Annotated in this window: 20 protein-coding genes; 7 read left to right on the forward strand and 13 right to left on the reverse strand. The window is 41.9% G+C overall.

From position 1 onward, the window contains the following. Window positions 1-274: 274 nt before the first annotated feature. Window positions 275-841, reverse strand: coding sequence for a sigma-70 family RNA polymerase sigma factor (locus A37S_RS0116755; protein ID WP_028297991.1), 567 nt, complete (start codon window positions 839-841; stop codon window positions 275-277). A 182-nt stretch (window positions 842-1023) separates the two neighbouring features. Next, on the reverse strand, window positions 1024-2247 hold the full coding sequence (locus A37S_RS0116760) for an ABC transporter permease (protein ID WP_028297992.1): 1224 nt from the start codon (window positions 2245-2247) through the stop codon (window positions 1024-1026). 74 nt (window positions 2248-2321) lie between these two features. Between A37S_RS0116760 and A37S_RS0116765 the strand changes: the two genes are divergently transcribed. Together A37S_RS0116765 and fmt are read left to right on the forward strand one after the other, a co-directional pair. After that, window positions 2322-3560, forward strand: a complete 1239-nt coding sequence (locus tag A37S_RS0116765; protein ID WP_028297993.1) for an exo-beta-N-acetylmuramidase NamZ family protein — start codon at window positions 2322-2324, stop codon at window positions 3558-3560. A 129-nt stretch (window positions 3561-3689) separates the two neighbouring features. After that, window positions 3690-4607, forward strand: a complete 918-nt coding sequence (gene fmt, locus A37S_RS0116770) for a methionyl-tRNA formyltransferase (RefSeq protein WP_028297994.1) — start codon at window positions 3690-3692, stop codon at window positions 4605-4607. 20 nt (window positions 4608-4627) lie between these two features. Here the strand turns inward: fmt and A37S_RS25050 are convergent, their stop codons facing one another. Beyond that, window positions 4628-5551, reverse strand: coding sequence for a L,D-transpeptidase (locus A37S_RS25050; protein ID WP_036602911.1), 924 nt, complete (start codon window positions 5549-5551; stop codon window positions 4628-4630). 238 nt (window positions 5552-5789) lie between these two features. Between A37S_RS25050 and A37S_RS0116780 the strand changes: the two genes are divergently transcribed. After that, on the forward strand, window positions 5790-7112 hold the full coding sequence (locus A37S_RS0116780) for a M23 family metallopeptidase (RefSeq protein ID WP_028297995.1): 1323 nt from the start codon (window positions 5790-5792) through the stop codon (window positions 7110-7112). 605 nt (window positions 7113-7717) lie between these two features. On the opposite strand, the gene A37S_RS0116785 is transcribed toward A37S_RS0116780, so the two are convergent. Further along, window positions 7718-8686, reverse strand: coding sequence for a hypothetical protein (locus A37S_RS0116785; RefSeq protein WP_211229809.1), 969 nt, complete (start codon window positions 8684-8686; stop codon window positions 7718-7720). Between the two features lie 266 nt (window positions 8687-8952). After that, a complete protein-coding gene (locus A37S_RS0116790; RefSeq protein ID WP_169719519.1) occupies window positions 8953-11685 on the reverse strand; it encodes a TonB-dependent receptor in 2733 nt (910 codons plus the stop codon). 457 nt (window positions 11686-12142) lie between these two features. On the opposite strand from A37S_RS0116790, the gene A37S_RS0116795 reads away from it, so the two are divergent. Both A37S_RS0116795 and A37S_RS0116800 read left to right on the forward strand, forming a co-directional pair. Beyond that, a complete protein-coding gene (locus A37S_RS0116795; RefSeq protein ID WP_028297998.1) occupies window positions 12143-12973 on the forward strand; it encodes a universal stress protein in 831 nt (276 codons plus the stop codon). A gap of 250 nt (window positions 12974-13223) precedes the next feature. Further along, window positions 13224-13460 (forward strand): hypothetical protein, encoded by a 237-nt coding sequence (locus A37S_RS0116800; RefSeq protein ID WP_028297999.1) that lies wholly within the window; start codon window positions 13224-13226, stop codon window positions 13458-13460. 42 nt (window positions 13461-13502) lie between these two features. On the opposite strand, the gene mgtE is transcribed toward A37S_RS0116800, so the two are convergent. The 8 genes from mgtE to rpsL all read right to left on the reverse strand — a co-directional run bounded on the left by mgtE (window position 13503) and on the right by rpsL (window position 21977). Beyond that, window positions 13503-14945 (reverse strand): magnesium transporter, encoded by a 1443-nt coding sequence (gene mgtE / locus A37S_RS0116805; RefSeq protein WP_342663606.1) that lies wholly within the window; start codon window positions 14943-14945, stop codon window positions 13503-13505. A gap of 119 nt (window positions 14946-15064) precedes the next feature. Then, window positions 15065-15994, reverse strand: coding sequence for a bestrophin family protein (locus tag A37S_RS0116810; protein WP_028298001.1), 930 nt, complete (start codon window positions 15992-15994; stop codon window positions 15065-15067). A 207-nt stretch (window positions 15995-16201) separates the two neighbouring features. Next, window positions 16202-17524: a HAMP domain-containing sensor histidine kinase gene (locus A37S_RS0116815; RefSeq protein ID WP_169719520.1), complete on the reverse strand. Its 1323-nt coding sequence runs from the start codon at window positions 17522-17524 to the stop codon at window positions 16202-16204. A gap of 73 nt (window positions 17525-17597) precedes the next feature. Further along, window positions 17598-18275: a response regulator transcription factor gene (locus A37S_RS0116820; protein WP_028298003.1), complete on the reverse strand. Its 678-nt coding sequence runs from the start codon at window positions 18273-18275 to the stop codon at window positions 17598-17600. Window positions 18276-18394: 119 nt separating this feature from the next. Continuing rightward, complete coding sequence (gene rpsJ / locus A37S_RS0116825) at window positions 18395-18700, reverse strand: 30S ribosomal protein S10 (RefSeq protein WP_028298004.1); 306 nt, start codon at window positions 18698-18700, stop codon at window positions 18395-18397. 87 nt (window positions 18701-18787) lie between these two features. Further along, window positions 18788-20896 (reverse strand): elongation factor G, encoded by a 2109-nt coding sequence (gene fusA, locus A37S_RS0116830; protein ID WP_028298005.1) that lies wholly within the window; start codon window positions 20894-20896, stop codon window positions 18788-18790. Window positions 20897-21076: 180 nt separating this feature from the next. Next, the gene (gene rpsG, locus A37S_RS0116835) at window positions 21077-21544 is read right to left on the reverse strand and encodes a 30S ribosomal protein S7 (RefSeq protein ID WP_028298006.1); all 468 of its coding nucleotides are present in this window, start codon (window positions 21542-21544) and stop codon (window positions 21077-21079) included. Between the two features lie 19 nt (window positions 21545-21563). Continuing rightward, window positions 21564-21977, reverse strand: coding sequence for a 30S ribosomal protein S12 (rpsL, locus tag A37S_RS0116840; RefSeq protein ID WP_028298007.1), 414 nt, complete (start codon window positions 21975-21977; stop codon window positions 21564-21566). A 163-nt stretch (window positions 21978-22140) separates the two neighbouring features. Here rpsL and A37S_RS0116845 point away from each other — a divergent pair, with 163 nt between their 5' ends. Beyond that, entirely contained in the window at window positions 22141-22680 is a 540-nt protein-coding gene (locus A37S_RS0116845; protein WP_028298008.1) for a DinB family protein, read from the forward strand. A 728-nt stretch (window positions 22681-23408) separates the two neighbouring features. Next, complete coding sequence (locus tag A37S_RS0116855) at window positions 23409-24491, forward strand: efflux RND transporter periplasmic adaptor subunit (protein WP_028298010.1); 1083 nt, start codon at window positions 23409-23411, stop codon at window positions 24489-24491. The last annotated feature ends 169 nt before the right edge of the window (window positions 24492-24660 follow it).

The following is a 24660-nucleotide window of genomic DNA, read 5'->3' on the forward strand; positions in this document are numbered from 1 at the left end:
TAAAGTTAACTCCGTTATAATTACCGGACCATATTATCCATACTAGTAATCCCAAAAACCAAGAATAATATCCATCCGCTCAACTATTCCCGAGCGTCCTTTATAAATTCAATAACTTGTGTGTAGCGTCGAACATATCTTGAGATTTTCTTGGCTGGTTCTTTCTATTAAAATAAGTGAACAAAAAAAAGACCCCATACAACAAATGCTATTAAAAAGCTGCTTAAATAAAGCCAGAATATTAAACAAAAAACACACTTTAGAAAGCAACATGTCAATAGTTAGCAAAAAAAAATCTCAACTTTTCATGAATGATCCTTAAGGCCTTGATCATATGCTTTTCTACTGTACTGATAGAGATATTCAGTTCTTTTGCAATTTCCGCATAGCTCATAGACTTATCATAGCGCATGAGGTATACCTTTTGAGGTTGGCCAGGCATCGTGGATACACACCGATTAAATGCCAATTGAAGCTCTTTGTAATTTAAGTCTTCATCTGTAGACGAAGAATATTCATGATTTAGGGTACTTTTTTTTGCATCTAGGTATTTTTCCTTTACTATTTGTGATTTGTAATAATTAAACACCTTGTATTTTAAGGCACTGTGCAAATAAGACAGTAATGAATCACGTACATTTAGCTTGTCTCGCCTGATCCATAGCTCGGTAAAAAGTTCCTGAATCATGCCTTTTACCAGTTCTTCATTTTTCACACGTTTATAAGCTTGATTAAACAAAACCAGCCAACACTTTTGGTAAAGTATTTCAAATGCAGATTGATTACCCAACTTAATTTGTTCAAGCAATTTCTTTTCTTCTTCTTTATTGAATACCGACATACCAACGGACTTTTAATTGTCACATGAAACATAATCCCTTAGCAACAGTATAATATGGTTTCGAAATTGGCATCGATTTGCAATACAAACCAACAAAAAAATAACCTAAACAGCAAGAAAAATGTTACAAAAAACACGAAATACCCGATCAAAACCGCAAAGACAAGTGAGTTTAACAAGAATTATTTAAATCGAATAGCTTTTATTGGGTCTATTTTTGCAACCAATGCCGAAGGTATTATTAACGACACGATACAAACGAACAATGTCCCAACGTTGAGCAAAAGTACGTCTGTCCATGATAGCATAATGGGCACATAAGAGACATAATAGGAGGATTCATCCAAACCAAATAGATGGGTGTAGTGCTGCAATAGACATAAGCCTATTCCCAATACATTGCCCAAGAGCATCCCTATGCCTATGAGATATATGGCATGGTAGACAAACATACGCCTAATACCTCGATTTTTCATACCAAGTGCCTTCAGTACGCCTATCATGTTGGTACGCTCCAAAATAATTATCAACAAAGCGGAAATCATATTAATGGTAGCTACCACTATCATCAATACCAAGATAATAATAGTATTAATGTCCAATAGCCCTAACCAAGAAAATATCTCTGGAAAACTCTCCATAACTGTCTGCGCATATAGATCTCCCGGTAATAAGTCGAGTATCCGTTCATTAACTAAATCTAATTGCGAAAAGTCATCCAAAAACACCTCATAGCCCCCTATCGATTCCTCTTCCCAGTTATTTAACCTCCTGATGACTCCGATATCGCCTATCACAAATGTTTTATCAACCTCCTCCAATCCCAGATTATAGATGCCCACAATCGTGAATTTTCTTTTTCTCAGCGGTTCTTGTACAAAAAACATCAAGAAGTCATCGCCTACATCCAAATGCAATCTGTTTGCGGTATAAGAAGAAATGATTATCTGCCCGCTAGAAGGAACACTATCATTTCGAAAATCAATCCCTTTCCCTTTTATTAGCATGGCATCAATGCGCGACTGCTCATACGTGGAATCAATTCCTTTCAGCACCACCCCTTCCACCTCATCGTTCACATTGATAATACCTGGTTTCGTGGCATATGCCTCCAATTTTGCAACACCATCTATATCTAACAACTTTTCAAGTCCTTCTTTATCAATCGAAAAAGGACTAATTTCGTATCCCTCATTAAGATTTTGGGCAAAGATGCTTATGTCACCGTTAAAATTGCGTTCTTTCTGTATAATCTCTGCCTTAAAACCTTTTAGAACCGCAATGGAGAGAATCATTACCGCCAAACCCAGCACAATACCGGCAATGGCCACACGAACGATGAGCTGCGAAAAGCGCCTATGGCTTCCTCGGGTAATTCTCTTTGAAAGGAAATAGGGAAAATTCAAGGCTAAATTATTTTTGTACCTTCGCAAAGGTAATTAATGATATCCAAAATAAAACACTAGCAAGCACAAAGCTCATGTTAAATCACTTCATTCAGGCATCCCTTATCCTTTGGGGTAGTTTAAATTCATGCCAACAAGCCCAGACTCCCAAAAAGGAAATGCATGCTCAGGAGGAGATAGCAGTGCCAAGTTCCAATCTACGATTAGGTGCCGATCGCGTAGACGCTTATTTACCAAAACTCAAGGGCAAGAAAGTGGCTATGGTGGTCAATCCCACTTCCCAAATAGGCAATAGAAGCAGTGTGGACAGCCTCTTGGCTCTTGACATCCATATAGTAAAAGTTTTTGGTCCCGAACATGGCTTTAGGGGGGAAGCCGATGCAGGATCCAAAGTGGACAACAGCGTAGACAGCAAGACGGGACTGCCTATCATCTCCCTTTATGGAAAAAACTATAAGCCAAAGGCAGACGACTTGAAAGACGTAGACATCGTCGTTTTCGACATACAGGATGTAGGGACACGTTTCTACACCTATATTTCCACATTGCACTATGTGATGGAAGCATGCGCCGAAAACAACAAGCCCCTGCTATTGCTAGACCGTCCTAACCCCAATGGCTTTTCCATTGATGGGCCTATATTAGATCCTTCTTTCAAATCTTTCATAGGTATGCACCCCATCCCTATCACCCATGGGATGACCATTGGCGAGTATGCTAAAATGATAAATGGGGAAAAATGGCTTGATAATGGCGTTCAATGTAGGTTGGAAGTGGTCAAAATGGAGAACTACCGCCACGACATGGAATATATCCTCCCCATTAAGCCCTCTCCCAATCTCAATACGCAGCAATCTATCTTACTGTATCCCTCACTTTGTTTGTTTGAAGGAACCATCATCAGCCAAGGTCGGGGCACCACCTTTCCATTCACCGTTTTGGGCGCTCCCGCTTTGAAAGGGAAATACCCGTTTTCTTTTACTCCTACAAGTATACCAGGTATGAGTACCACCCCCTTGCACCAAAACGAAGCCTGTTACGGATTGGACCTCAGAAATTTTGACACCTCGGTATTCAGAGACGGGCAGATAAACCTCGCTTGGCTTATTGAATTGTACAATGCCTACCCCCGAAAGCAAGATTTTTTCGATAATAGTCTTAGCAAACAGATAGGAAGCTTCGATAAATTGGCAGGAACAAAAACACTGCGTGAACAAATCATTGCTGGCAAAACCGAAAGCGAAATAAGGGCCACATGGAAGACAGGGTTGGAGAACTTTAAGAAGACAAGGGAAAAATATTTGTTGTATTAATTTAGATATGAGACTGGGAATATGAGACTGAAGTCCAAAGCTGAAAGACGGAAGCATCGCATAGTCAAACAGCTTTAGTCTTTCTGCTTTGAGCCTATATAAAGTCTTGACACTTGACACTATAAAAAAATGAAAATCATCTTTATGGGTACGCCTGATTTTGCGGTAGCGTCCCTTCAGGCTTTGCTTCAAACCAATCACCAAGTAGTTGCTGTAGTCACTGTTCCAGACAAACCAGCGGGCCGAGGTCAAAAACTACATCAATCGGCCGTAAAGCTATTTGCTCTTAAGCAAGGATTACCCATCATGCAGCCGGAAAAGCTGCGAGATCCAAAGTTTCTGGAAGAACTGGCTAGCTATCGCGCGGACCTACAAGTCGTGGTAGCTTTCAGGATGCTACCAGAAGTGGTATGGAACATGCCGCCACTAGGCACTGTCAACCTGCACGCATCTCTATTGCCTCACTATCGAGGGGCCGCCCCCATCAACCATGCGATCATCAATGGCGAAACAGAGAGCGGCGTCACCACTTTTCTACTTCAGCAGGAAATAGATACGGGCAATATTCTGTTTAGCGAAAAGGTTGTCATTAAACCAGATGACACGGCGGGAGACTTGTATGACAAACTAATGGAAGTAGGCGCAAAATTGCTGGTAAAAACCGTAGACGCATTGCAAGAAGGAAACGTTTGCGAGCAAGCACAGCAAGAGCTGCTTGGTGAACAAGTGGCAAAACATGCACCGAAAATCTTTAAGGAAGATTGTCGCATATACTGGAACCAGCCGACCGAACAGGTCTATAACCTCATCCGTGGGTTGAGCCCTTACCCTACCGCCTTTACCACTTTTCTGGGTAAGAATCTAAAGTTATTCACCGTAGAAATGGAAAAAGCCACACCAAGTACCTCTCCTGGAAACTACCTAAGCGACAATAAGACCTACTTGAAATTCGCTACAAAAGACGGCCACATATTGGTCAAGGAATTACAACTAGAAGGGAAAAAGCGTATGGGTATAGAGGAATTCCTAAGAGGCATTAGGCTATAGTCTAAAATTAAAGCGACGCATCAAGATGCGTCGCTAGTAGACTCTTTTTCTACCGTTTCTCTTTTCTTCTGCTCCTCCAAGATCTTTGCGATATGAGGTTGCAGCTCTTGATTCAACTCATCAACGGAAATATCGTTGGCCTTGGGGTTTCCAGCCAGTGCCATCCAAGGCTTGCGCCCTTCGAAATCGTATGCACCGTACACAAGCACTGGTGTGCCCTGTGCCAAGATGTTATCAGTCCCCTCAATGAGCCACATATCTGCAAAAGAATACAAGTATTTGGCATCTTCTTCCAGAAGACGAAGGCAGGAATGTGAAGCAGGTATTCCAGGCAGCGCATATAAATGCCATCCTACTCCTTCCTTGTTCATGATATTAAAATTCCATTTCAATAACCACTCATCGTCCACCGTACTTATGTGTTCCTCTTTTTTCCAATTGGCAAAATGCAATCCCGTAGGTGTTTGAGCATCCTTTCTCCCCATGCTGGTAGGCCCCCATCGAAGTAGCTTGCCATGTACATAGGCCGCGAAGGCCTGCAATGGATAGGAGAAGATCACTATCTTGTTCACATCCTTTAGTGTTTCTAACTCTGAAGGAAAGGGGCTATAGGACTTGATGTCCGACCAAGTACTATCTGGAACCACCAAGCTATCAACCGACCTATACCGATAACCGTCCAGTCTATTCAAAGCCAATATAACATACCGCTGCTCATCGGTATAACGATTGTCAAAAACATTGGTCAAGCTGTCGTTACCTTTAACGGCAATTGTACGGTATCCACCATCATACTTCTCCACAACAGATATACTATCTAAAGGATCTGGCTGTCCATCCTCAGTGACGGTCTCGTCTTTTTGTTTATCAGATCGACAAGATTCCAGAAATAGGCCCAATACAGCAAAAAATATGCAAAACAGAATGATGTTTCTTTTCTTCATAGGATATATGTTTTCAGCTTCAATAACACACAACAAACACAATTGTTAGTGACAGATCACTAAAAGACCATTAAAAACTTGATCCTGATTGAAGAAAATTTCATTCTTTGGGCAATAATCCCGACTTTTTTTTGTTCTTATATTACAAAACCATTAACTTAGTGGAATTTAAAATTTTTTTCAAAGCGAATCAACCCCGACATATGTATATATGCTGGCCAAAACACAATTTAATTAGATGAAATTCAACAAACATACCCTGTTCGTATTAGGCGCTCTTGTCTTTATCCTAGGTTTAGGTTTCTTTGCATTTTCAGCTTTCAACGTCGAAAAAACCAAAAACAAAAAAGAATCCGCTGTACAAATAGAAGTGCCAAAGAAGGTATCCAAAGTGGAATTTGGTTTAATTGTCGATTCATTTTTGGTAGAGCAAAGAACCGTGCAACGCAATGAATTGTTGGGCAGCATGCTTGGTTCCGAATTCAATGCTCAGCAGATTGACGAAATAGCTAAGAAATCAAAGGACGTTTACGACGTGCGCAGAATTGCCGCAGGCAAGCCATATAGTCTGTATTATGCCAATGACAGCAAAAGGCTAGCATATATGGTATATCAACCAAATGCGATAGACTACGTCGTATATGACTTAAGGGATTCCATACAAGTATTTTCTGGCAAGAAAGAGGTGGAAACGAAGATTGAAACCTTATATGGTAGTATCAATGGATCGCTGCATGAGGTCTTTAGCCAACAGGGAGCCGATCCAGCCTTGGCCTTCCAGCTCGCTCAAATCTATGGTGGCACCATAGATTTCTATCGCCTCAACAGAGGTGATTGGTTCAAACTAGAATACGAAAGGCAATACGTTGAGGGAGAATCTATTGGACAAGGAAAGATCTTGGCTGCAGTTTTCGGACATAGAAACAAGGAGTTTGAAGCCTATTATTTCAAACCCGAAGGGGAGAAACAAGGCAGCTACTACGATGCCGAGGGAAACAGCTTACAACGTGCCTTCCTGAAAGCGCCGCTCAAATTTAGCCGCATTTCCTCCAGATTTTCACTGCGCAGGCTTCATCCCGTGCAGAAGACCTGGAAGGCACATCTGGGCACCGACTATGCCGCCCCAACGGGAACACCTATCATCGCAACTGCCAATGGCGTCGTATCCGAATCGGGTTATAGTGGAGGCAATGGCAACTACGTGAAGATACAGCACGACAAAACCTATGCTACCCAATATCTACATATGAGCAAGCGTGCCGTAAGTCGCGGTCAGCGTATCCGCCAAGGCCAAGTGATCGGCTATGTGGGAAGTACAGGCTTGGCTACGGGGCCTCATGTCTGCTACCGATTCTGGAAAAATGGCAAACAGGTAGACCCACTTCGTCAAAACTTCCAAAATGCCGGCATTCCGCTGGATAAAAAATATCTCACTGCCTTTAAACAGACCATTGAAAACAAACAGCAACTCTTAGCACAAATACAGATAGGCGAGCAAGAAGACCATACACTGCTAAGTGCCAATGCCGAAGAAGAGGAAACAGCAGAGAAAAAGCTGTAACCCCATGATTCGAAAAATTGATCGCAATATCAATCTTTGTGAAATAAAGCAAATGGAGACCCCAAAAACGGTCTCCATTTTTAATTTGGTAGTTTGTTTTTTTGACAGGTGCCCCTCTTTTTTTTCGTAGATGTACATCTATCTAATATATACATGTACATCTATAGGATACGGACATGTACATCTATAGAGTATATACATGTACATCTATAGGCCATAGACATGTACATGTATGAGCCTCAAAGATGTACATCTCTAAACAAATCTTTGCTTATTCAGCACGAAATTGAGGCTCAATATCCTTTTTTTTCCACCGTCATTATTAGTACCGAAGGCCTTGTTTCAGGATAAATTCTGCTTTCCGATTCTTATCATAATGTTCTTAAACAGCGATGTCTATAGGCCACGATTTGCCAGAAACAAAAAAGCTAATCCAACACATGCCTTCGTCCGTAATTGTTAATATGGAGGTATCCGAGGCAACGTCGTTCGGATGGCAATCCCTTTTGTGCTTTTAGTTAACGCAAAAAATAAAGCCGCCCTATCTTGATGATAGAGCGGCTTTGCCTTTATTTTATTTTTTGTTATGTGATATTACTTTAATACTAGAAAGTATAACCTGTCCAGGCAAATACTGAAGTATTGGCACCAGTCTGTGTAGCATTTCTAGTGATCGTTGCTCCTTGAGCCTTTACTAGCGCTTCATTAAACAATGATTCCGGTGAAAAAGTATAGGTAATGTTAGAGTTTGCATTTCCCGCACCAGCATTGTCAGTAAAGTCGATAATGTCTGTAAATTGAGCATTGGTTTCAATCAAAAGATTGGTGATTGTGGCAGTAGCACCCCTTCTAATCTTTACGATATCCTGCATGATACCAGATGCAGTTGTAGAGCGGTTCACGATGGTCATACCGTCAATGGTAAAATTGGATTGTGCAACATCACTTGGATTTACGCCATCTAAGTTACCATCAGCTTCTATACCCCTAGGGTCTGCTTCGTTAGTGGTAAAACCTGCCTCCCAAATACCGTAAGAATTGGTCAGCGTACCAGTGTAACCTTGCGTAAAATCGAACATATCATCTTCAGAATTTACAACCAACAGGTTAGTCACGTTAACAGAACCACCAAAGAATTCAATGGCATCATCCGCTCCATCCTTGATGAAAATGTTACTGATTTTCGTGCCATTTCCCACACCGTTCAGGGTCAAGCCATTGTGCTCAGCAGCATCATTGATGTTGGCACCAGAGTATTCAATGATGATATAATCCAATTCACCAGAATTATCCGCAGCATCACTGCCTCCGTAAAGGATATTTGGACTGATCTCTGTTTGTCCAGTACTTGCAGAAGCTTCCGTAGGACGAGATAGCGGAGCATAGCCATTGATGATCAAACCGCCCCATGAACCAGATCTTTGCGTAGACGAAGTAAACTTGATCGGAGCAGATGCTGTTCCTTTTGCAATGATTTTTGCACCTCGCTCTACCAAGATAAATGCACTGGTTCCTTCTGTTGTGGCCGTAATGGTGGTACCAGCTGGGATAGTTAGTGTAGCTCCCTCTTTCACATATGTAGGTCCTGTAAGGTTAATTGTTGATCCACTTACAATTGCATCTCCGGTAATATTACCGTTGAAAACGGTCAATTCAGTTGCTCCCCCAATCGGGTTGTCATCGTCATCACTACAAGAAGTGAGTGCAAATACGAAAACCGCGAAAATGGTAAATAGTTTTGCTTTCATAAACAGTTTTGTTTTCATTTTCTTTTGTTTAATTATGTTACAATATTAGCTTCTTGATTCAACCTGACTATTAAGGGTATGTTATCAAATTGTTAAAACCTGTACGACACACCTAGGCTAGCGTCAATCCCCCTTTTATAGGACTCAAGGACAATATTCTCATTTGAGTCTGTCTCTCGTTCTAGATTTATGTTGGGATTTAACATATTTCGTACCCGAAGATTAATCCCCCATTTATTGGCTATACTGGCGTTTCCGACAAAATCCAAAGTAGGCACACCTTTCTCTATTACATTTTTAAATAAACCAGTACCAATTAGGAAGATGCGATCGCTAAAATAATTTGCTACTACGGAAGAAGTGACATTCCAATTGCGGCCATTATACAAATAACTTAGATCAGCATTTGCCAACAATGGCGATGCACCCTGCAAAGCGCTATTTGTCTTTTCACCAAATTGTACCGCAGCGGTTTTCAATTCTTGATCGGAGTACAAATAGGAAACATTCGCACCTGCAGACAAAACATTTTCACCATTATTGGTTGCCTTTTTCAATAGATTTTTCTTCATTTCTATTTCAGCACCGGCAACTTCTGCCGTCGAACCTATATTGATATAGTTCATTAGGTTATTGATTGATTCGACACGTGCAATGGGATTTTTCATGTTTTTATAAAATACACCTGCAGAAATCAACTCCCCATTACTTGGAAACCATTCCCATTTCAGATCAAAATTTGTGTTTTCTACTGGCACCAAATTGGGATTCCCCTCCGATCTGAACGTGGCAAAAGTATTTTGGAACGGTGCCAGTTCAATAAATTGAGGCAAGGTATAACTCATACTGGCTGATGCCCTAAGGTTGCTTTGTTCATTAAGCTCGTACTTCAAGTTCAAACTAGGCAGGATATAACTTTTATCAATAATCGATGGATCTACAGCACTGCTTCGAAGCTGTATTCTATAATCGATCTCCTGATCAATTTTATCGTACCTTACACCTACAATACCGGTGAATTTTTCTGAGAATTGATAGGTACCTACAGCTAGAGCCGAGTGAATATCTTTCCTTGCACTGTACCAGTTTGGATCCAAAGAAGTGGCCCCCCAGTTCGTTTCCAACCGAAAATAGTTAGCTTGCAGGGTACTATTATTAAAACTACTGCTGATATCATCTATACCATTGCTAACAGTTGGATCTCCCAGTACATTGTGATAAAACATCCTGACGTCAAAATCTCTGGTAATCAGATTTCCGTTGTACCCAAATTCGATCTTTCGATCCAGATCTTGCGCATTATCAAATCTATAGGTAGCTATGGCTTTTAATGCCCACCCTCTCTCCGATATCTCCGAATAATAACGTTCATTATCGGCCCCACCGGCATTGTTGTAGAAACGATAGGATCCATTGCGAACCAAGAGATTCGTGGTACGGCGGTCAGGTTCGTTCGCGTTGACATAATTGTAGCCTACGCCCAAATCCAGTTTCCAGTTGTTTGTCAGATCAAGCTTAGAAAGCAGCTGATTGACCAATAAATGGTTATCTACTACGTGTTGCCTTCTCCAAAGTCTTAGATCACCATCCTCTTCTGGCGTGTTTATGCCATAATTCTGGCTATAATCCTGTCCTTGGTCGCCGATGTACATCGAGTTAAAGGCAACATAATGATTACCAAAAACATATTTCAAATTGGCCATGGCCGTCTTGGAGACATTATATTGCGATCGCTCCATCTCCTGATCCAAAATAAGCGCTCCATTGGTACTCGTCTGACGAATAACCCCATCAAAGTAGCGATATTCCGAGTCCATGTTTCCCGTAATAAATAAGTTCAGAGTTCCATTAGGCAAGTAAAACCGCTTTCCACCCGACAAGGAGAAGCTCGAGTTGATGGGCGTATTTATCTGCGAAGTATTCCAGCTATTTCCAAAATCATATTGCGACAGCGTGGTGATAGGCGATTTCCGCTCCCGCAAGGTACCAAACCAGTTTGTCCCATCTATCTTCTTGAAATCATCAGCAGAAATTGCCTGAGAGTTAATTCCAGAAGCAGCACCTATCTCAAAAAAGTCTCTTCCCGACAGTTCCTTAGACACAATGTCGATATTTGCTCCTGCCACATCTCCCAACAAAACAGGATTGAATGTTTTGTTTACCGCAATATTATCGATAACCGATGTCCCGAAGAAGTCTAGGGAGATATTCTTGTTCAGCGGATCCTCCGACGGAAGAGCCAGGCCGTTCAAAGTCGTACTATTATACCGATCGCCCAAGCCTCGCACAAATACATTGGCTCCCGCTCCAGATTTGGTCACCCCGCTCATTTTGGTCAATGCACCCTCTGCATCGCGCACTCCCTTTCTGGACAGCTCCTGTGCGCCTATGAGCTCCACCGTCAAATTGGACTGACGGCGTATGTCCAACAATGCGATTTCGCTAGCACGTTCCCTGCGGGTGGTGATCACCACTTCGTCCAATACCGAACTCTTGCTCAACAGGGCCAAGCTCACAACTTCCACGTCATTGGCAAACACCTTAAAGGTGGTCGAATCTGTGTCATATCCCACCATCGACGCCACCATCACATATTCTTTATCTTTGTCTTTTGGCAAGGCAATAAAAAATTCCCCTTTAGCGTCCGTTCTGGCACCATAGGATGAGCTAAGTATTTGCAGGGTAACACCCTCCATTGGCTTCAAGGTTTCCACGTCAATAACGACACCCTTTACACCGGTCTGCTGCGCCTTTACGACATTGGAAAAACCAAATGTAAGAGACGTAAAAATCAACGCACAGAGAAATTGTTTTAGAAAATTCATATTATTAAATAAGCTTTTTTTGTAGAAGATAGTGGGACTTTCAATTAAGATTAAAGGTTGCCAAGTCAGTAAATTACCTCCAGATTTGCATTTCATTATAGCTGTAGAGTTTCTGCAAAAATATCACCAAGGTGTTATAGGGGAGTTAACTGAATATTATATAAAAGTGACGTTTATGTTAACCCAACGTTAACAATTAGTTTCGATTGAGGCTATTCAGTTTATGTAAAACGCAAGTGTATTAAAATTTACGTAAAGCTTATATTAAATAAGCATTAAGGGTATATACCATGACCTCACTTTCCACTTTATCACCTATATGTTGCACACTTTCCATTATGCAAAAATGATGTTTATGTAAAAAAATGACCAAGGTCAATCTTTAAGCTGGAAATCCTCATTACGCATTCTGCCAAAAATAGATACCTTTGTATTGAAATCAATTATATAGAGTATCATGAAAACAGCCATTGTCTTAACTGATTTTTCCGAAAGCGCCACCTGTGCGGCGAAGTACGCTGCTACCGTAGCCAAAAGCCTAGGCATAGAGGATATCCTACTGTTCCATGCTGCGCATATTGTCACGCAAACGGCCGCTGCTCAAGTTGTTGTCCTGGAAGGCATCAACAGAAAGGAGGAAACGGAAATGCTGCTGGACGAGCTGGCCGATGAACTCAAAAAAATTGATGGATCGCTTCATTACAGGACCAAATATGAAGAGGTGTATGTTTCCAATGTCATTAACGGACTTGTCCGGCAATACGACCCCTATATGGTATTTATTGGCCTGAGTGGCAAAAGTAATGCTGAAAAGTTCGTGGTGGGCAGCAACACCTTGAAATTGATCAACACTTGTCAAGTCCCATTAATGGTTGTCCCAAGAAAAGATTTCGCCCTCCCCAAGGATCTTATCTATGCAACCGACTTAAAGAAAGTTGCAAGCACCAGTCCCATCCACCTCATTAAGGAATTGATTTCAAAATTACATGCTAACTTGCATATTGTGAATGTGAGCAGCAGTGGTATTCGGTTGAAAAATACTGATTTTGACGAAATAGGTGATCTTCACGAACTGTTTGACAATGAACATGCCATCTATCATTACTTAGATAATAGCAGTACAGTAGAAGGCTTGCTCAGCTTTGCCGAAAGCAAAGCTAATGCAATCATCTTGGCCGTGGCCAAAGAGCATGGATTCTTCAGCAAACTAATCAAAGGAAGTATAACGGAAAAATTAGCAGCCATAAGCAAGAATCCTTTACTGATAGTTAAAAATGATAATTTTTGAATTATAACATAATTATCACATCGTTAAATGGAACTTCTTTCGCGTATTTCACCAAAAACGACTAAATTGTTGCACATATGAAACTTATTAAATAGATTTGTCAAAATAAAAGCAAACAAAGTCAGAAAAAACAACTTTCAAAATAAGACCATCTTTTTATTTGTACAACATTATATTATAAATTGGTTTATTCACCAGTTTATCGTCATTTGCCAACCCGTCGTCATTTCAACGAAAAAATGGAGGTAGTATGGAAACATCCGTTAATTCAGTCCAACACCTGATAAAGGTACCCATCCATAACCATGAATTTAGCGCAAGGTTCAAAAACGTGTGCAAGGAAAAAAAATTCGGATGCATCAAGGACATATTGGATACTGGTACAAAGCGCATTATCTACCAAAAAGATTTTGATGGCGAATGGTTTGAAGAATTGTTGGACTTTTTGGGGAAGCACCATATTCTTTACCTATTCAGAGGGCAATAAGATTTGCAGATCCACAATAAGACTTAAACCGCAAACGATTAACTATAGAGACAGAATTGACGAAGCAACGGAGAAATAGATCATTAAGCCTGTCACATCGACCAATGTGGCGACAAAAGGGGCCGAAGATGTAGCTGGATCCGCTCCTAAGCGCTTCAAAACAAATGGCAACATGGCTCCCACTAACGATCCCCACAAGATGACACCAACCAATGAGAAACCGATAACTAGACTCACCATAAACCAATCGTTACCATATTCTTCTCCCATCAGATGATAACCAAAAACTCTTACTAAGCCCAGTAGGCCAAGAATAATCCCTAAGATAAATCCCGAAACCAGTTCTCGCTTGAACACTTTCCACCAATCGGATAGGGTCACCTCCCCCATAGCCATGGCCTGAATGATTAAAGCAGACGCTTGTGATCCCGTATTCCCACCGCTAGACGTAATGAGTGGCATGAAAGTGACCAGAAAAAGAGCGACGCTAAACTGGGTTTCAAAGCCCTCAATTACAGTGGTCGTAAACAGCTGCCCTATAAAGAGCACCACCAGCCAGGGGGCTCGCTTCCTGACCAAATGCCATATAGATACATCTAGATACGGCTCGTCCAGCGCTTCCGACCCACCCATACGCTGAATATCTTCCGTATATTCTTCATTGGCTATCCACAACACATCATCTACCGTGACTATCCCCAACATGATGCCCTGCTTGTCAGTTACCGGAAGCGCCACCCTATTATTCATCCTAAAAACATTGATAGCCTCTTCTTGTGGATCAAAAGCATTGAGAGCAATAAGCCGATTGTCCATTAAATCACTGATCTTTGTATCTGGCGTGTTCAATATGATTTCCCTGATACGTATATCGTCCAACAAAACTCCCTTTTCGTCGATGACATAGATGACATCAATTGTCTCAGAGTCTTTCCCAAACTTGCGTATATGGGCGAGTGCTTGCTCCACGTTGTAGGATTCCTTGATGGTGACATAATCAGGCGTCATCAACCTGCCTACACTATCCTCCGGGTAGCCAAGCAAAGTCAAAGCTTCTTTGCGCTCACTGGCGGGCATCAGGATGATCATCTTTTTCACGGCGTCTCCATGCAGCTCGCCAAAAAAAGCAGTACGATCGTCAGGAGGAAGCTCATTAATGAGTTCCGTAATCTTAGGGCCAGAAAGCTTTTTGATAATACGCTCTTGCGTGGGAAAATCCAGAATACGAAACACATTGACAGCCCGATTGATGCTCATCGTTTCAATGAAAGTGGCACCATACTCTGGCAATTCGTCAATAAGGCTCTCCACTTCGGAGATATTAAGGTTGTCCAAGTATTCCTGTAGGTGCTCCTTGTTTCCCTCTGTCAGCAGCAACTCTATTTGATCTACCAAGACATCAATGTTGTCTTCCATTCTCCCTCCTTTTAGGATATCATACACCTCTTCCGTAAAACCTGCGCTAAAATCGCCTTTTTTTCTCAATTCCTAAAGACAATTGGCTGCTTATTTGTTCAGCGATAGGACGTAAAAAAACAAAAAGGCCCTCCGAATAGGACGGCCTCAGGTGTAAAGAACATTTTTGTTTTTAGCACTCCCGCCTTCTACATAACGAAGAAGTTTCCTTTCTCATCAAAGGATGGAATATTCTGATCGAAAGTAGATACATCTTCGTGTAACATTTGTTTAAGATCTTTTTCAATCTTGGCGGAGATGGTAGACATAGAGGTATCCGTCGGTTTATTTTCAAATGGGTCTTGCAAATGAATAGCCATCTTTTCTATAAGGAATAACAGTACGCTGACTGCTAAACAGATGGGAATAGACACATAGCCAAATAGATTCATCAAACTAAAAGGCAACATAACGACAAACATCAAAATGGCAACACGAATATAGAGCGTATAGGTTTCTGGAAATATGGTGCTTTTTATTCGCTCACACTTGCCCATGTGATCAGAAAATTTGGAAAGCGTTTCCTCCATCAACACGTGCTGATAATCGTTCATCCAGCCATCCCTGTGTGCTCTGTGCAAGTCGAAGCCTTGCAGCTTTAACAAGGCATTGTGTTTGTTGTCATAATTACTCAAAGCATCAATCTCACCTGGAGTAAGTAAGCGCTCTATCTGCGACATTACATCTTGCCCACGGAGTGCTCCTTTGAGCGCATACAACCAAGCAATATGCCTATAGACCAACCGCTTTTTCATATAGGACACGTGTTCATCCGGATCGTCCAGCCTGCCAATAAATGTGAGCACTTGCCTTGTCCAGCTGCGCGAGTCATTGACAATTCCTCCCCATATGATACGCGCTTCCCACCAACGCTCATAAGCCTGATTAGACCTAAAACCCAGCAGGAGAGACAGAATGGTAGCGATCATGGCAGGAATTGCAATCGGAATCTCCAAAGAAGAAAAAACGTCCGTCTGATGCATTACCACCGTAAGCCCCGCGTAAAGAGCAACAAATAGCATTTCATATTTTACCTTTCCAATCACATAACCCAAAGGTATATTCTTCCTCAATAGCATAATTCTCTAATTAATCAATCTACATTCAATCAAAAAAAAACGATCGAAAGCAACTAAATCACCTGTATAAAACATATTTAAGCTGTTTTGTTTTCAAAAACCACATGATCTCTAAAAGCAAATAAAAAAAAGTTGCCTTAGCTACAAATATGCATAGGGAATTTGAAACTAATGCAATATTTAGCATTAGAATAGCATTAAAAACCATTAATTTGACGGTAAGACTACCCTTATATGGGTTCCCTCACCGCCCTCCAGATGATTTTTGCTGATATAGATATCTCCTCTATGAAGACGGATGATTTTTTGAGCCAAAGGGAGCCCCACGCCATAACCTTCATAGGCCGAGGTATTACTTGCTCTGAAGAAGGGTTCAAAGATGTGTTTCACTTCCTGTTCGGGAATCCCAATTCCTTCATCATATATGTCCACCACAATCTGGTTGAGCTCACTTTTCAGCTTCAGCAACACGGGTTTGTTGTCCGAATATTTACATGCATTGCTCAGGATGTTTGAGAATGCCAACTGCAAAAGATGTGAATTGCCCTGTAATGAAATCGCATTTTCGTTTTCAGGCATTTCGTCAAATTGAAAATTTATCTTTGACTCTGGGTTGAGATGGCGTAAGATCATCACAGACTCAAATAGCAATTCGTCTAACCTGATCAATTCTTTGGACCGCGACTCTTCATTGAACGAAGCACGAGCAAGATTCAGCAACCCATCTATGATTTGTTGCAATCTGGCTGCTTGGCCATGTATCATCTGCAAGGATTTGTGAAGATCTTCGTCTAGCTCTTTGGAACTAAGAGCAAGTTCTGCTTCTGCTGAGATAACAGCTATGGGCGTTTTGAGTTCATGCGACGCATTGCCTATAAAATTATTCTGCGTTTCAAAAGATGTCTGCAATCTGTCCAACATGTCATTGAAACTTTGGGAAAGTTCAGTTATTTCATCCTGATTTTTCCCGATGACGAGTCTCAAATCCAAGCTGTCCGCCCTAATCTTGCTGATATTTTTATTTACTCTAACAATAGGCGCCATGATATGCCTACTAAAGGATTTTGCAACGAAGTAAACGATCAGCAGATAAACAAGGAAAGAAAAAACCAATGTTCTTTTGAGCATAGCAAGCTCCCTAAATCCAGAAGGGTCATTGGCATATACCACCACCAAGACTTCCTTATTTTCGATAGCAAATTTCTGACCGGCAAAAAAATCATTATCCTGACTAAAGCGACCCTTACCCGTTTGGAGAATCTGCCGCAAGAAGGATTTTGGCACCAAGTTGTCCCCCTTCTCGTTCCCATCTATGACCTCACCATTTTCGACCTTATAGAAAAACTCCACCTGGCCTGGCAATTTCCCCAAATAACGATCCCTTATCTCGCGATATACATCAATATGCTGCTCATCTTCCTCAAATGCCATTTTCCCTGCCATGCTCACCCGAGCCTCTATACGTTGATAGAAATCCTCAAAAGCATAGCTCTGGAGAAAATAAAAGACACTCCCCATCAACAGTATCATAATAATGACGCTGAGGCAAAAGAATACTACAAAAATCTTGGTTTGGATACGCATACAAGACGCGATTGGTCCGTTATTGGTCTTTCAAAACATATCCGATACCAATCATGGTATGAATAAATTTCTTATCGAATTGCTTATCTACCTTTTTACGCAGGTAATTTACATAGACATCCACTACGTTGGTTCCCATATTGAAGCTGATGTCCCATACGTTTTCCAATATTTCCATTCTTGTCACCACCTTGTTTTTGTTTTTCATCAAAAATTCCAGTAAGCGGAATTCCGTAGCGGTCAGGGTGATTTCGGTACTAGCCCTACTTGCAATCCTACGATCGAGGTCCAGTTTTAAATCGCCCACTTGCAAAACATTGCTATTTAGCTGCGCTTGGCTATTTCTCCTGCTAAGCGTACGCAACCTCGCGTTCAGCTCCTCAAACGTAAAAGGCTTGCGCATGTAATCGTCGGCTCCAGAATCCAGCCCATCCACCACATGCTCTGTAGTACCAAGAGCCGTAAGCATTAGTATAGGTGTATCAATTTGCTCCTTGCGAAGTGCCTTGCAGACCTCTATTCCGCTCATCTGGGGCAGCATAATGTCCAAAATAATCAAGTCGTACATGTTCTCCAGAGCCATATCTAGTCCTACAGGCCCATTTACGCCACATTCGACCTGATATCCCGAATCGCTTAGTCCTCTTTTTATTACCGATGCCAAGTTAGGATCATCTTCTACTAACAAAACCTTCATAAATTGATACTTTAGTCTTCTAAGATACAAAATTATGTCTAATAGGAACGGTCAATCATAAAAAAAGCGGCCACCTTAATAGGGATAGCCGCTTCTTTAACGTTTTTTAATTGAAGTCCTCAGACCTTGATTTCTACCTCAACCCCACTAGGAAGTTCAAGTTTCATCAAGGCGTCAACTGTTTTGGAGTTAGAACTATAAATATCCAGCAAACGCTTGTAAGCACATAATTCGAATTGCTCACGAGCTTTCTTGTTTACGTGCGGCGAACGCAATACCGTATAGATCTTTTTCTGAGTAGGCAATGGAATAGGACCACTTACTACCGCACCCGTAGGCTTTACAGTTTTTACGATTTTTTCAGCTGACTTGTCAACCAGATTGTAATCGTAGGATTTCAATTTAATTCTAATTCTTTGGCTCATGTTATTTGCTATTTTAAGTGATAGCCGACTGTTAGAGCTATTATCAACGGTCGGCTCTTTTTGTTTTTTACTTTTTAATTTTACTTTTTAGGCGTTTACCTTACCCTTGGATTTGGCAATTACTTCATCCTGCACGTTCTTTGGTGCAGCTTCATAATGATCAAACTCCATCGTAGAGGTAGCACGTCCAGAGGTAATCGTACGCAACTGCGTAACGTAACCAAACATTTCGGAAAGAGGCACCAATGCTTTGATAACTTGAGAACCATTACGGCTATCCATACCTTGCAATTGGCCACGGCGACGGTTCAAGTCACCCATTACGTCACCCATGTTTTCCTCTGGTGTCAACACTTCGATCTTCATGATTGGCTCCATCAACACAGGTTTACACTTTGGCAGGGCCTCACGGAACGCTGTACGAGCTGCAATTTCAAATGAAAGGGCATCAGAGTCGACATTGTGGAACGAGCCATCTACCAAACGCACTTTCATGCCTGTAAGCGGGAAACCAGCAAGCACACCATTTACCATGGCAGACTCGAAGCCCTTCTGTACGGAAGGAATAAATTCCCTAGGAATAGCTCCACCCACAATCTCATTGACGAATTGTAAGTTTCCTTTGTCGTAGTCCTCATCCTTAGGAGATATAATCACTTGTATATCGGCAAACTTACCACGACCACCTGTTTGTTTCTTGTATACTTCGCGGTGAGAAGCTTCACCAGTAATGGCTTCTTTGTAAGCTACCTGAGGAGCTCCTTGATTGACCTCGACCTTAAACTCGCGTCTCAAGCGGTCTATCAAAATATCCAAGTGCAGCTCGCCCATTCCCCTGATAACGGTTTGACCTGTTTCTTCATCCGTTTTTACCACGAAAGTAGGATCCTCTTCGGCCAACTTACCTAAGGCAATACCTAATTTATCCACATCAGCTTGTGTCTTAGGTTCTATTGCCAAGCCAATTACCGGCTCTGGGAAAGTCATGGATTCCAACACAATTGGGTTCTTTTCGTCGCAAAGCGTATCACCAGTTTTGATATCCTTAAACCCAACTACGGCACCAATGTCTCCAGCGCTGATATTGGGGATAGGGTTTTGCTTGTTGGCGTGCATTTGGAAAATACGCGAGATACGTTCTTTGTTCTCCGAACGCGCATTGTACACATAAGATCCTGCATCCAAATTTCCAGAATACACACGGATAAAACAAAGGCGACCTACGAATGGATCGGTAGCGATTTTAAATGCCAAAGCAGCAAAAGGATCGCTCACGGAAGGCTTACGAATAATCTCGTTTCCATTTCTCGGATCAGTACCTTTTACAGCCTCTTGGTCAAGCGGCGAAGGCAACAATTCCATCACTAAGTCCAACATGGTCTGTACACCCTTGTTCTTGAAGGATGAACCGCACACCATGGGTACGATCGCATTGTCGATAACCGCTTTACGAAGCGCATCCAATACTTCACGTTCCGTGATAGAGTCCGGATCCTCGAAGAATTTCTCCATCAATGACTCGTCATAACCGGCTACCGATTCCAGCAATTTCTCTCTCCACTCAGCTACTTCCTCTACCATATCCTCGGGAATCGGCACTTCAGTAAAGGTCATTCCCTTGTCTTCCTCATTCCATATGATACCACGGTTATTGATCAAGTCAACCACTCCCTTGAAACTGTCTTCAGCACCAATAGGTAATTGCAATGGAATAGCATCTGCGCCCAGCATTTCCTTCACTTGTTTTACCACCTTTAGGAAATCTGCTCCGGAACGGTCCATCTTATTGACAAATCCGATACGTGACACTTTATAGTTATCGGCCAAGCGCCAGTTGGTTTCGGACTGAGGTTCTACACCATCTACAGCCGAAAACAAAAACACCAAACCATCCAATACGCGCAAAGAGCGGTTTACCTCCACGGTAAAGTCTACGTGTCCGGGAGTATCTATGATGTTCACCTGATATTTGTTATCACGGTAATTCCAGAAAACCGTGGTAGCTGCGGATGTGATGGTTATACCACGCTCTGCTTCCTGAACCATCCAGTCCATCGTGGAGGCTCCTTCGTGTACTTCACCAATCTTGTGATTTACACCTGCGTAATAAAGGATACGCTCGGTAGTAGTGGTCTTACCGGCATCGATGTGCGCAGCAATACCAATGTTTCTTGTATATTTTAGATCTCTTGCCATTTTTGTCTTTCTACACCGCCTACCAGCGGTTATTTTATTCTCTTTCTACGATCAATTTTTGAACGTTATACCATTTAACAAGATGGGAAAACAAAAAACACAGATTAAAGTATGGACGCATCGTTCTGAAACGAAACTTATGCGTGCAAAACTCCAATCTGTGTTGCCATTTCCTTCCTGTTAGAATCTGAAATGAGAGAATGCCTTATTGGCTTCTGCCATTTTATGGGTATCCTCTTTTTTCTTCACTGCCGCACCTTCACCTTTGGAGGCAGATATGATTTCACCGGCAAGCTTTTCAAACATGGTTTTTTCCCCACGTCTACGGGCATAACTGATTAACCATTTCATTCCTAGGGCAATCTTGCGCTCAGGACGAACTTCGGTAGGCACCTGAAAATTAGCACCACCTACACGACGTGACTTCACCTCTACGGCCGGCATCACATTGTTAAGGGCTTTCTTCCAAGTTTCCAATCCGTTTTCGCTCGTTCTCTTCTCAACTAAATCAACTGCGTTGTAAAAAATGCTATAAGCAATGGATTTCTTGCCATCGTACATCATATTGTTTACAAAACGTGTTACCTGAACATCATTAAACTTTGGATCAGGCAAAATGATTCTTTTCTTTGGTTTTGACTTTCTCATCTCTCTTTCCTCCGTTTAATTATTTCTTCTTTCCTTTTGCAGGTGCAGCCGCTGGCTGTCCTGGTTTCGGACGTTTTGTACCATACTTAGAACGACGTTGGTTACGACCGGCTACACCGGAAGTATCCAAAGCACCACGGATGATGTGGTAACGAACACCTGGCAAGTCCTTTACACGACCACCACGAATCAATACGATCGAGTGCTCTTGCAGGTTGTGTCCTTCACCAGGGATGTAAGCATTCACTTCTTTTCCGTTGGTCAAACGAACACGGGCTACCTTACGCATGGCTGAGTTTGGTTTCTTAGGGGTAGTGGTGTATACACGTGTACACACGCCTCTTCGCTGTGGACTGCTGTCCAACGCTGGAGATTTACTCTTATCTTCCAGAGCTACTCTACCTTTTCTAACTAATTGTTGAATAGTAGGCATTTAACGTTTTTTAATTTGCTTTTTATCCTATTTATTTAAGGTCTGCAAAAGTATGAAAAGTTTTCCGCTTTGTAAAGCCTTGAAGCAAAATTCTTTATTTCTTTCCAATCTTCTTTTGTATAACACGTTTTTTTCTCAATTTAGGCTAATATCAATGGGGTTTATGACAAATAAAAAGCAGCAAAACCTAGAAGTATGGATGCGAGGCCCAATAGCCGACATCCCTCCCTTGCTACAACCCGTGGCACATGCCCTCCTGCAAGCGCAAGAGGAAATTCATTTATGTATGATAGATTTTCCAAAAGAGAAGCTATGGATTAAGCGATTTGGGTTGGCATCTACCGCTTTTCACCTGCAACATATAGCTGGCGTCTTAGACCGGATGGCTACCTATGCCCGACAGGAGATGCTCAATGAAAAGCAGCTTCAGGAATTAGCACAGGAAGGAAAAGAGAACACAGCTATCAGCGTCAAAGAATTGCTCAGCAAATTAGATGCGCAAACAATGGATTTCATACTGCAACTACGCCATACCGATAGCCGAGAATTGACAGCTGCAAGGGGTATAGGACGAAAACAAATCCCTACCACTTTAATCGGATTACTTTTCCATGCCGCAGAGCACACGCAAAGACACGTCGGGCAACTTTTAGTCACCGTTAAGGCCATTAAAAACAACGAAATCATTAAAAACACCGATTAAGAGAGGCAAGAATCCAAAAAAACAAACAAATGGTGATAAGTTTGTAACTATTTTGCCATTATTCCCAAATATTAACAATATTTCACGATTGGTGTTGCCTAAACAACGGACAATACTTAGTTTTGCCCCCAAGATGGTGAAGTGGTTAATAAGGTTTCTATCGCTTTGTATATTCCTGCTAATTGGGACTGCCCTGCTATCTGCTCGTCCACATCAGGGAAATGAGCACTATCCCATATTAAAAAGCCAAGGTAATCGACAGCATCTAGCTTTCGGGGCGGGAACACACAACAGCCATTTCTTGGTTGTTAAACATCCCTCATCTGACATATATAAAGAAAAAGAAAAGCTAACGGCTGAAGATAGCAAAGACGAAGACGACGAATTATCTTCTTTTCGCCGGTACTCAGAAATTGGCAACTACTTTTGCAGCATATTCTATAACCAGACATTGGCATATCTGAGCAAAAGTCATCAATCCAGCTTGCCGCTCTGTACACATTTTTCTTATTACGCTCCCCATTCCTATCTCCTATTTCAGGTTTTTCGGATTTGATTTTGCAAAGCTTACGCAGGTATCTATCCTATAGTTGACCTGCCTCCCCACTAATTCATTTTCACGTCGTAACATCCCATTAGCTATTGGAAAGGATGTGTTCTCGCGTGATGTGCTTGCATTTTTTTAAATTATTTTCAACGAAATCACATTGCTCAAAAAGCAAATTCTTATGAAGAGATTGTTCATGTTCATGAGCTGTTGCGTCCTACTGTGGCATAGCAGCTGCCAGTCAAAAAGTGAAGAAAAAGAAGAAGAAAACCAGTTTCTCGTCACTAGCCCCGTCCAGATGGACACGTCTATCACCAAAGACTATGTTTGCCAAATTCGTGCTATACAGCATATCGAACTAAGGGCTCAAGAGAGAGGCTACCTACAGCAGATTTTTGTGGATGAGGGACAATTTGTCAAGAAGGGACAGCTGCTGTTCCGCATCATGCCCAAACTGTATGAAGCAGAAATGCAACGGGCAAAAGCCGAAGCCGATTTTGCCGAAATAGAATATCAAAACACCCAGAAACTGGCAGACAGCAATATCGTAGCACCCAATGAGCTAGCCATGGCCAAGGCCAAATTGGACAAGGCCAATGCCGAGTTGTCCTTATCCCGTGTGCATCTCGAATTTACAGAGATACGGGCACCTTTTGACGGCATCATAGATCGGTTTCACGTGAGGCAGGGAAGCCTTGTAGACGAAGGAGATTTGCTGACCGAGCTTTCGGACAACAGCAAAATGTGGGTATACTATAATGTTCCCGAGGCCGAATACCTAGACTACCGAACGGCAGTCAAAAAGGACAGCTTGGTAAATGTCAGCTTGCTAATGGCCAACAACAAACTATTTGAATATCCGGGGGTAGTGGAGACCATAGAGGCCGATTTCAACAACGAGACCGGCAATATCGCCTTTAGAGCCGCCTTTCCCAATCCAAAGGGATTGTTGAGACATGGTGAAACAGGTAGCATACGGATGATCGAGTCGATTGGGAATGCGCTTATTATTCCGCAAAAGACCACTTTTGAAGTCCTCGAAAAGAAATACGTTTATACAATAGACAAAGATAACATCGTCAAAGCGAGACCCATAACCATCGCCGCGGAATTGCCCCACATCTACATTGTGCAAGATGGCCTCGACAAAAACGAAAAAATTCTTTTAGAGGGCCTCAGTAAGGTCAATGAGAACAGCAAGATCAGCTACGATTTTATGGATCCCAAAAAAGTGATATCCAACTTAGAATTGTACGCCGAGTAGTCGGTGTTCGTCTATCATGTTGCTTGGCTTTGTGGTAAGCATTCACAAAATGCTCATCCCGACATAGGTCGGGACCTCGCCATTTTCAATTTCATGTACCCCACAAAGCACCATCTGATTTGACCTCCGATCATATCGACATACGTTAATTAAATACTTATAAAAAACA

The organism is Olivibacter sitiensis DSM 17696, from assembly GCF_000427965.1.
Taxonomy (GTDB): Bacteria; Bacteroidota; Bacteroidia; order Sphingobacteriales; family Sphingobacteriaceae; genus Olivibacter; species Olivibacter sitiensis.

Excerpts from the sequence above, each read along its gene's own strand:
- A37S_RS0116755 (WP_028297991.1), bottom strand. The coding sequence starts at position 841 with ATGTCGGTATTCAATAAAGAAGAAGAAAAGAAATTGCTTGAACAAATT.
- A37S_RS0116790 (WP_169719519.1), bottom strand. The coding sequence starts at position 11,685 with ATGAATTTTCTAAAACAATTTCTCTGTGCGTTGATTTTTACGTCTCTT.
- A37S_RS0116815 (WP_169719520.1), bottom strand. The coding sequence starts at position 17,524 with ATGATACTGTTGATGGGGAGTGTCTTTTATTTTCTCCAGAGCTATGCT.
- rpsJ (WP_028298004.1), bottom strand. The coding sequence starts at position 18,700 with ATGAGCCAAAGAATTAGAATTAAATTGAAATCCTACGATTACAATCTG.
- A37S_RS0116765 (WP_028297993.1), top strand. The coding sequence starts at position 2,322 with ATGTTAAATCACTTCATTCAGGCATCCCTTATCCTTTGGGGTAGTTTA.
- A37S_RS0116780 (WP_028297995.1), top strand. The coding sequence starts at position 5,790 with ATGAAATTCAACAAACATACCCTGTTCGTATTAGGCGCTCTTGTCTTT.
- rpsG (WP_028298006.1), bottom strand. The coding sequence starts at position 21,544 with ATGAGAAAGTCAAAACCAAAGAAAAGAATCATTTTGCCTGATCCAAAG.
- A37S_RS0116800 (WP_028297999.1), top strand. The coding sequence starts at position 13,224 with ATGGAAACATCCGTTAATTCAGTCCAACACCTGATAAAGGTACCCATC.
- A37S_RS0116795 (WP_028297998.1), top strand. The coding sequence starts at position 12,143 with ATGAAAACAGCCATTGTCTTAACTGATTTTTCCGAAAGCGCCACCTGT.
- fusA (WP_028298005.1), bottom strand. The coding sequence starts at position 20,896 with ATGGCAAGAGATCTAAAATATACAAGAAACATTGGTATTGCTGCGCAC.
- A37S_RS0116845 (WP_028298008.1), top strand. The coding sequence starts at position 22,141 with ATGACAAATAAAAAGCAGCAAAACCTAGAAGTATGGATGCGAGGCCCA.
- rpsL (WP_028298007.1), bottom strand. The coding sequence starts at position 21,977 with ATGCCTACTATTCAACAATTAGTTAGAAAAGGTAGAGTAGCTCTGGAA.
- A37S_RS0116855 (WP_028298010.1), top strand. The coding sequence starts at position 23,409 with ATGAAGAGATTGTTCATGTTCATGAGCTGTTGCGTCCTACTGTGGCAT.
- A37S_RS25050 (WP_036602911.1), bottom strand. The coding sequence starts at position 5,551 with ATGAAGAAAAGAAACATCATTCTGTTTTGCATATTTTTTGCTGTATTG.
- fmt (WP_028297994.1), top strand. The coding sequence starts at position 3,690 with ATGAAAATCATCTTTATGGGTACGCCTGATTTTGCGGTAGCGTCCCTT.
- A37S_RS0116820 (WP_028298003.1), bottom strand. The coding sequence starts at position 18,275 with ATGAAGGTTTTGTTAGTAGAAGATGATCCTAACTTGGCATCGGTAATA.
- A37S_RS0116810 (WP_028298001.1), bottom strand. The coding sequence starts at position 15,994 with ATGCTATTGAGGAAGAATATACCTTTGGGTTATGTGATTGGAAAGGTA.